The organism is Mesorhizobium sp. WSM4813, assembly GCF_055811555.1.
The window spans coordinates 22,835-28,908 of record NZ_JBVVQU010000071.1 but is presented as its reverse complement, the minus strand read 5'-3'; the positions used below and the strand labels follow the sequence as shown (position 1 = coordinate 28,908).

At 57.5% G+C, this 6,074-nt stretch carries 10 protein-coding genes; 4 read left to right on the top strand and 6 right to left on the bottom strand.

What is annotated here, in order from left to right:
• The first annotated feature begins 199 nt into the window (after positions 1-199).
• The 3 genes from AC0L25_RS28675 to AC0L25_RS28665 all read left to right on the top strand — a co-directional run bounded on the left by AC0L25_RS28675 (position 200) and on the right by AC0L25_RS28665 (position 1,306).
• Positions 200-511, top strand: a complete 312-nt coding sequence (locus AC0L25_RS28675; protein WP_473598559.1) for a hypothetical protein — start codon at positions 200-202, stop codon at positions 509-511.
• On the top strand, positions 475-681 hold the full coding sequence (locus AC0L25_RS28670; protein WP_473598558.1) for a hypothetical protein: 207 nt from the start codon (positions 475-477) through the stop codon (positions 679-681). Before AC0L25_RS28675 ends, AC0L25_RS28670 begins: the two co-directional genes overlap by 37 nt.
• Positions 682-985: 304 nt before the next feature.
• A complete protein-coding gene (locus tag AC0L25_RS28665) occupies positions 986-1,306 on the top strand; it encodes a hypothetical protein (RefSeq protein ID WP_473598557.1) in 321 nt (106 codons plus the stop codon).
• Between the two features lie 98 nt (positions 1,307-1,404).
• Here AC0L25_RS28665 and AC0L25_RS28660 read toward each other — a convergent pair whose 3' ends face one another.
• The 6 genes from AC0L25_RS28660 to AC0L25_RS28635 all read right to left on the bottom strand — a co-directional run bounded on the left by AC0L25_RS28660 (position 1,405) and on the right by AC0L25_RS28635 (position 4,385).
• Complete coding sequence (locus AC0L25_RS28660; protein WP_473598556.1) at positions 1,405-1,593, bottom strand: hypothetical protein; 189 nt, start codon at positions 1,591-1,593, stop codon at positions 1,405-1,407.
• 117 nt (positions 1,594-1,710) lie between these two features.
• On the bottom strand, positions 1,711-1,890 hold the full coding sequence (locus AC0L25_RS28655) for a hypothetical protein (protein ID WP_473598555.1): 180 nt from the start codon (positions 1,888-1,890) through the stop codon (positions 1,711-1,713).
• A complete protein-coding gene (locus AC0L25_RS28650; protein ID WP_473598554.1) occupies positions 1,887-2,579 on the bottom strand; it encodes an SOS response-associated peptidase in 693 nt (230 codons plus the stop codon). Before AC0L25_RS28650 ends, AC0L25_RS28655 begins: the two co-directional genes overlap by 4 nt.
• 142 nt (positions 2,580-2,721) lie before the next feature.
• A complete protein-coding gene (locus tag AC0L25_RS28645; RefSeq protein WP_473598562.1) occupies positions 2,722-3,324 on the bottom strand; it encodes an MgtC/SapB family protein in 603 nt (200 codons plus the stop codon).
• Between the two features lie 127 nt (positions 3,325-3,451).
• Positions 3,452-3,583 (bottom strand): hypothetical protein, encoded by a 132-nt coding sequence (locus AC0L25_RS28640; RefSeq protein WP_473598553.1) that lies wholly within the window; start codon positions 3,581-3,583, stop codon positions 3,452-3,454.
• Between the two features lie 40 nt (positions 3,584-3,623).
• Positions 3,624-4,385, bottom strand: a complete 762-nt coding sequence (locus tag AC0L25_RS28635) for a winged helix-turn-helix domain-containing protein (RefSeq protein ID WP_473598552.1) — start codon at positions 4,383-4,385, stop codon at positions 3,624-3,626.
• 302 nt (positions 4,386-4,687) lie between these two features.
• Here AC0L25_RS28635 and AC0L25_RS28630 point away from each other — a divergent pair, with 302 nt between their 5' ends.
• Entirely contained in the window at positions 4,688-5,602 is a 915-nt protein-coding gene (locus AC0L25_RS28630; RefSeq protein WP_473598561.1) for a nucleotidyltransferase and HEPN domain-containing protein, read from the top strand.
• Positions 5,603-6,074 lie beyond the last annotated feature (472 nt).

Genomic DNA, 6,074 nt, shown 5'->3' with positions numbered 1-6,074 from the left:
CGCTTCATTGCCGAGACGGAAAATACCGGCGCTAGTCACACCAGGGTCGGCGCTTGCCGGTCCATGGCCGCGCCGAACGATCGCGCTCTGCGGGATGCCTGCTTGCAACGCCGCAGCCACGGCTCTATCGACGTAGTTGAAGTCCACCGCAGTCGTGCGCACCGGATAAGGATTTATTCCGTAATAATCGATCCCCGTGTTGGCAGGTTTCGATCAAATAGCCCTCAACCCAGTCTGTTTTGCCTGTTGTCTTGTTGCCAACTGGTATTCGCTCCCCTTCGGGCGGCATGAGGGCGATGCTGCCAGAATGGACCATCGGCATGTTGCGCGTTTGGCCATGCACGAAATGGAAAAGGCCAACGGTGTAGCAGAGGTCGCCCACGTCAGTGTTCTCAGCAGCCAGTGCTTCCCTGGTGCCGATTATGTTCTCTGGGAGATATTTGATTTGGAAGTTGTCTTTCGCGGGCAGCGCGAATGGACGACAGCCAAATCGACCAAGGGATCGGAATGATAAACCCACTTTACGTCGTCGGCCGGCAACAACTCGGCACGGTTGTTTCTGTTGACAAGGATTACAAACGGAGATCCTTCCAGCACCTTCGCAACGTGACCTGCCGTGACGAGGTATGGAGCGCCCTGGTAATGCAGAAGGAAGGCGGTGCCAGCACATTTTATGCCTGAACCAACAAAGACTATAGTGTCGTGAACCACGTTTCCCATGTGCATTGGAATACCTCCAAGCCAGGGATCTTACGACGGGGTGTGAGCCATAGCCACCCTTCGACGCACAGTCCTGGTACCGGACGGCTGGAAGTTCAGTTTCAACTTTGTCGCTTTATGCTGGAAATTCGCAGGCGACGAGAGTTCAGCGGGTTGACGGTACGGCACACCGGGCACTCGCTGGGGGAGTACCATCAGTGGAACATTCCTTTTGTCCGCAGGTTGGTTCGTGAGCGCGTCGTGCGCTTAACAGAGGAGAAAGAATATGAAACGGATCCTTTTGGCCTCCGCCATGTTGGCGCTTTCCGCCGGGCTTTCCTTTGCCCAGACGACGAGCGGAACTTCGGGCGGAACCTCCACGACCACGACCACGACCAGCCCCGATCAGGGAGCCAACTCCACAACCACCACAACTGATCAGGGAACTGACACCACCACCACCAGCGGCACGAACTCGAACTCAGCCAAGGATTGCGCACCTGGCCAGCAGACCGGCAGCGCGCAGGAGGCCGCTCCTGGGCAGCAGGACACGGACGCTAAGACCGCCGCCCCCGGTCAAATGAAGAAGACCACCGAAGATTGCTGATTGCCTGTAGGGCGCGCCGGCCGGGCGGATTTGGGTCCGCCGCAGGAAAAAGCTAACAGAGGTTGAGGCGGAAGGTAGGGACGTGATCACGGAAGTCCCTATGCCCTACCGTCTGTCTCGCTTTTTTCATCGATCGCTCGGACTGGCAGATAGGCGTTGGTTTCGAGCCATTCGCGCAGCACGATCTGAATAAGCTCCGGCCGGCCAATTTTCATCTCGGCAGCAATGGAATCGAGCGTGTCCTCCGTTGCGGGCTCCAGCGGCACGCCTAAGACGTTTCGAAGCATCAGTGCAGCCCTACGGAGGACAATCTGAAGATCGGCGCGGGAGATGTCCGCGATCCTAGCCGCCACCCTTCAAGCTCGTCTGCGAACGTGAGGCGTGTCATTTTGTTGCTCTACTCGTCATAGATATCGCTCACCGTCGGCGCGGTGCTCGAAACAGAACCAGTGCGATGGCTGCCGCGGCTTGGCGAAACCCCATCCGGCGTTCTTGCCGCAGCCGGGATGCTCGCACGTATGGCGCTGAATACCGGGGCGGGTGACCGGCTCCATTGTGCCGGGAAGGCGGATTTCGTCACTCATAGCAGCGCTATCGGGTCGATCATGTGCGGGCTGTCGTTTGGCAGCTTGTTCTTGACGGAGGTGTTCACGTCGCGGCTGACACGGTAGAACTCCAGGTCCTCATCGAGGTTTTCGTGCAACAACTGTTTGGCGTCGTTTGGCGGCGTTTCCGGGTCCAGCCAGGCATCATACATGTCCGGATCGAGGATCACCGGCTGCCGATCATGGATCTGGCGCATCGTCTCGCCAGCCGGCATGGTGACAATCGAACAGCTCGTCACGTCGAGGTTCTTGTTGTAGGCCCAGATGCCGGCGAAGCTGAACGGCTGATGATCGGGCAGGAAGATATGCCAGGGGTCACGCCCCTTGTCAGCCGGGCTGATCGTCCACTCATAGAAGCCGTCGGCAGGGATCAGGCAGCGTTTCGACTTGAATGCATCTTTGAAGGCTCCAGAGGTATCGATGGTCTCGGAGCGGGCGTTGAACATGGTGGCCTTGGGGAGTTCCTTGGCATGCCAGGGAACCAGCCACCATCGACTTTGGCGGAGCTTGTGGCCCCCATTCTCGCCGGCCGTGACGAATGGAACTTCCTCGGTCGGCGCGATGTTGTAGCGCGGCGCGTCGTTGCGGCCGATTTCGGCTGGCGCCGTCAGTCGATAGAGCCGGTGGATTTCCGACCAAGGCAGATATCTGGTGAATCGTCCGCACATTCCCTTGCCCTTAACTTCGCAGGATCTCGGGAGCAAGAGCGAGAATCCTCCTATATTCACCACCGCGGCGCCAGACGCCTTTCGCGCTCGGCCGTTCTCCCAGTTGCGCGCTGGATTGAATACGCGCCACCGAAGTGGGTGGTCAAGGAATGCTCTCGCGGCTTTCTCTTCGGCAAAGTAATGGATCCGCCACGCACTCCGCCGTTCGGCTCCTTGCGCGCCGCTTGGACACATCTTCTTCCGAAATGGGCTTTTCCTGTCCGGTGTTCTCGCCAATCCCGGACTTGGCTGCAAAACTATAAAGAAGGCCTGCCACGACAAGCACCAAAAGGGTGCCGAGTGCCGCCACTTGCCACAGACCGAGCCCGCACGCCACGCCAATTGCCCCGGACAGCCACATGCCTGCACCGGTCGTCAGCCCGTGGACCTCGCCTCTCGAAAACAAAATCGATCCGGCAGCAAGGAACGCGACGCCAGCGGTAACCGCTTCGACAACACGAATCGGATCGACCTTCACGGAGGCCTGCAGAAACATCGGCGAGTGAACGATTTCAATCGTCAGAATACCGAAAGTAGCCGCTGCCACGCAGATCAGAATATGAGTGCGAAGCCCGGCAGGCCGATTTCGCCATTCGCGTTCGAAACCGATCGCAGCACCGAAGATCGACGCCAGCAGAAGCCTCGCCGCAATAACCGGAAACGGGAGGTATGTCGGATGGCCGAATTCTTGGAAAATCTGTTGCATGCGTAACTGACCGGCCACAACGTGCTCGCGCCGGCCAGGTCCCTTGCCGGAGGGAGCGGCGGCCTCCACTGGTCGAACCCACGGATAGATTCCACAGCGCGACTTGACGATCAAGGAAACATGTTCCTTATTCGTTCTCATGGCGCACGATCTGATCGACATTTAGGGAAAGGCCACCCGGCATAAATTTACGGGTTGCGAAGATTTCTTCGTCTACGTCTTTGCGGTTCTTAACAACATAAGCGACGAGAAACTTCATGGTATTGCGCGCCACGCGGCGCGCTTGGCCTAGTCTTAGTCTAGACTTCCGTTTGCTCGATTGGGCTATCGAGGCCATAGCCCGCCGTACGCACTGTGCGAATGATGTCTCGGCCGGCGGCTTTCCTCAAGGCATCGCGCAGTCGGCCCATATGCACGTCAACAGTACGCGGTTCGACGTGAACGTTGGGCGCCCACGCGGCTCGAATGAATTCTTTCCGGCTGAAGATGCGATCGGGGTCGTGCATCATCGTCGCCAAAAGCCTGAACTGTATTGGTCCCAGGACGATATCCTTGCCGTCATAACGCACGCGATGCCGCTGCGGAAACAGTTCCAGCTTTCCCCACGAGAACCCCGTCTCGCCAAGGTCCTCTGGGGCCGCCAGTTGCTCCCCCATGCCTGCCAGAGCACGCAAGGCATGCACGATCTGGGACGGGTGATGGGGCGACGTAAAGATGTGATCGACACCGGCCTTCAAAAGCTCGAAATACAAGATTTGATTGCCTGGAGGGAGTACAGCAACGACCGCAATTCCACGTTCCTTGCTCGCGTGACAGATGCGACTGATTACGTCGGGCTGACAAGATGAATCGTCGCTGCAATCGAGCAGCACGGCCGTGACGCGCCATTGTGGCAACAGTTCGAGCGACTTTGCGCAGTCGCAGGCCGGCAGACAAGCAAACCCCTCGCTTTCGAGGATATAGCTGATAAGCGCGTAATAGCTGGCATCGGAGCAGCAAACGAGAATGCAAGGTCTCATCCCGATCGGACTCGCAGTTGATGGGACGTCTCGAACTTTCATCGTCAATGTCTCAGTGATGTTGCAACAAACGAGGGAGAATTTCCTCGGAGGATATTAGAAAATGCTACTATAAGCAGCAATACCGTCTCCTTGTGGTGATTCTAACTTGCGCGATTGGCCAAACGTGCTGTTTGACTTTGCGACTATGTTGCAACATAATGCCTGCGGCTGTTTGTGACAAGCTTGCGTTGCAAAACTCGATCGAGGGTAGGATGCAGAGGTCTCTGGCTATCGGACATGGATTTCGCCATCGGCATCATCTAACCCTTTCACCAAGATCGCGGACCGCGCATTATCGGATGATGAAAACCAGCCTTGATCACCTGCCAGCGAACAAGCAGCGCGAACTCGCCCGCGTCGTCGAGATCCTGCACGAAGAATTCGAGGACGCGCTCGAAGGCAGTTCGGCGGAATTCAAGAAAAAAGGCAGGATTCTCAAAATCATCCTGTTTGGCTCCTATGCGCGCGGTGACTGGGTCGACGAACCTCATAGCATGAAGGGCTACCGCTCAGATTTCGATCTCCTGGTCGTCGTCAACAACCGCAAGCTGACGGAATTTGCCACCTACTGGTACAAGGCCAGCGATCGGCTGCTGCGCGATCGCGGTGTGTCGACCCAGGTCGGCTTGATCGTCCACTCGCGCCGGGAGGTGAACACTGCGCTCAGACAGGGGCAGTATTTCTTCTCCGATATCCGACGCCAGGGTATCGTGCTTTACGAACTCGATGACGAGCCGTTGGCGGAGCCAAAACCGCAGAGCTCGGCAGATGCGCTCAAATCAGCGCGTGAGCAATTCGAGAGTCGAATGCCTGCGGCGAAGAACTTCCACCGATTGTTCAAGACGGCTTTGGCCGAAGGCATGCTGAAAGAGGGGGCTTTCCTTCTCCACCAAGCCGCCGAGCATGCCTATTCGGCTCTTTTGCTGACGCTTACAAGTTACAGCCCGCCATCGCACAATTTAAACTTTCTTCGCACCTTAGCCGAGGAGCATGACCGCCGGCTAACCGAGGCATGGCCGCGCGACCAGCAGCGATTTCGCGCCTGGTTCAACACGCTGAACGAGGCTTATGTAAAGGCGCGGTATTCCGAGCACTATCAGATCAGCCGCGAAGCCTTGGAATGGCTCGGCGAACGAACCGCGATCCTGCATGACCTTGTCGAGTCTATCTGCAGGCAACATCTGGAGACCCTTGCCGAACAAGTCGCTGCCGCGTGAGACTTCAGTCCGGATGAGGAGCCGATTGACTTTAGGCGAAAGGAGAATCGATCAAGACCGTTGAATGAAGACGATATGGTGCCAGGGACGACACGAGAAAGTCGAGGCGGATTGTCTCGATCGTGGCTCAGCTAGAGTTTGGACGTCCGGCCATCCCTTGAACCCTGCGTCGGACATTCACGCAGGAACGTCGTCATGCAGAAACGAGACAGACCAACCCCTTCCACCGTTCATGGGAACGCAAGCACCCTCAGCACTGCGGAAACAGTTGAGCAAAACGGAGCTGCGCTCGCTGCCGCGTGGTGCGCTCTTTCCGCTCGCTGTGACGGTCGCCATGCCGATTATCGCTTCTGGTTTCGTGTTTTTGAGAGTCACTTCCCGCGAGTGCGAGACTAGGACTCTTCGCCAATTCCGAACCACCGCCGTCGGCCAGTCGCCCGGTCGGGACCGCTTTCAGCGATATTTCGCGCGA

Excerpts from the sequence above, each read along its gene's own strand:
- AC0L25_RS28650 (WP_473598554.1), bottom strand. The coding sequence starts at position 2,579 with ATGTGCGGACGATTCACCAGATATCTGCCTTGGTCGGAAATCCACCGG.
- AC0L25_RS28630 (WP_473598561.1), top strand. The coding sequence starts at position 4,688 with ATGAAAACCAGCCTTGATCACCTGCCAGCGAACAAGCAGCGCGAACTC.
- AC0L25_RS28670 (WP_473598558.1), top strand. The coding sequence starts at position 475 with ATGGACGACAGCCAAATCGACCAAGGGATCGGAATGATAAACCCACTT.
- AC0L25_RS28635 (WP_473598552.1), bottom strand. The coding sequence starts at position 4,385 with ATGAAAGTTCGAGACGTCCCATCAACTGCGAGTCCGATCGGGATGAGA.
- AC0L25_RS28660 (WP_473598556.1), bottom strand. The coding sequence starts at position 1,593 with ATGCTTCGAAACGTCTTAGGCGTGCCGCTGGAGCCCGCAACGGAGGAC.
- AC0L25_RS28640 (WP_473598553.1), bottom strand. The coding sequence starts at position 3,583 with ATGAAGTTTCTCGTCGCTTATGTTGTTAAGAACCGCAAAGACGTAGAC.
- AC0L25_RS28655 (WP_473598555.1), bottom strand. The coding sequence starts at position 1,890 with ATGAGTGACGAAATCCGCCTTCCCGGCACAATGGAGCCGGTCACCCGC.
- AC0L25_RS28645 (WP_473598562.1), bottom strand. The coding sequence starts at position 3,324 with ATGCAACAGATTTTCCAAGAATTCGGCCATCCGACATACCTCCCGTTT.
- AC0L25_RS28665 (WP_473598557.1), top strand. The coding sequence starts at position 986 with ATGAAACGGATCCTTTTGGCCTCCGCCATGTTGGCGCTTTCCGCCGGG.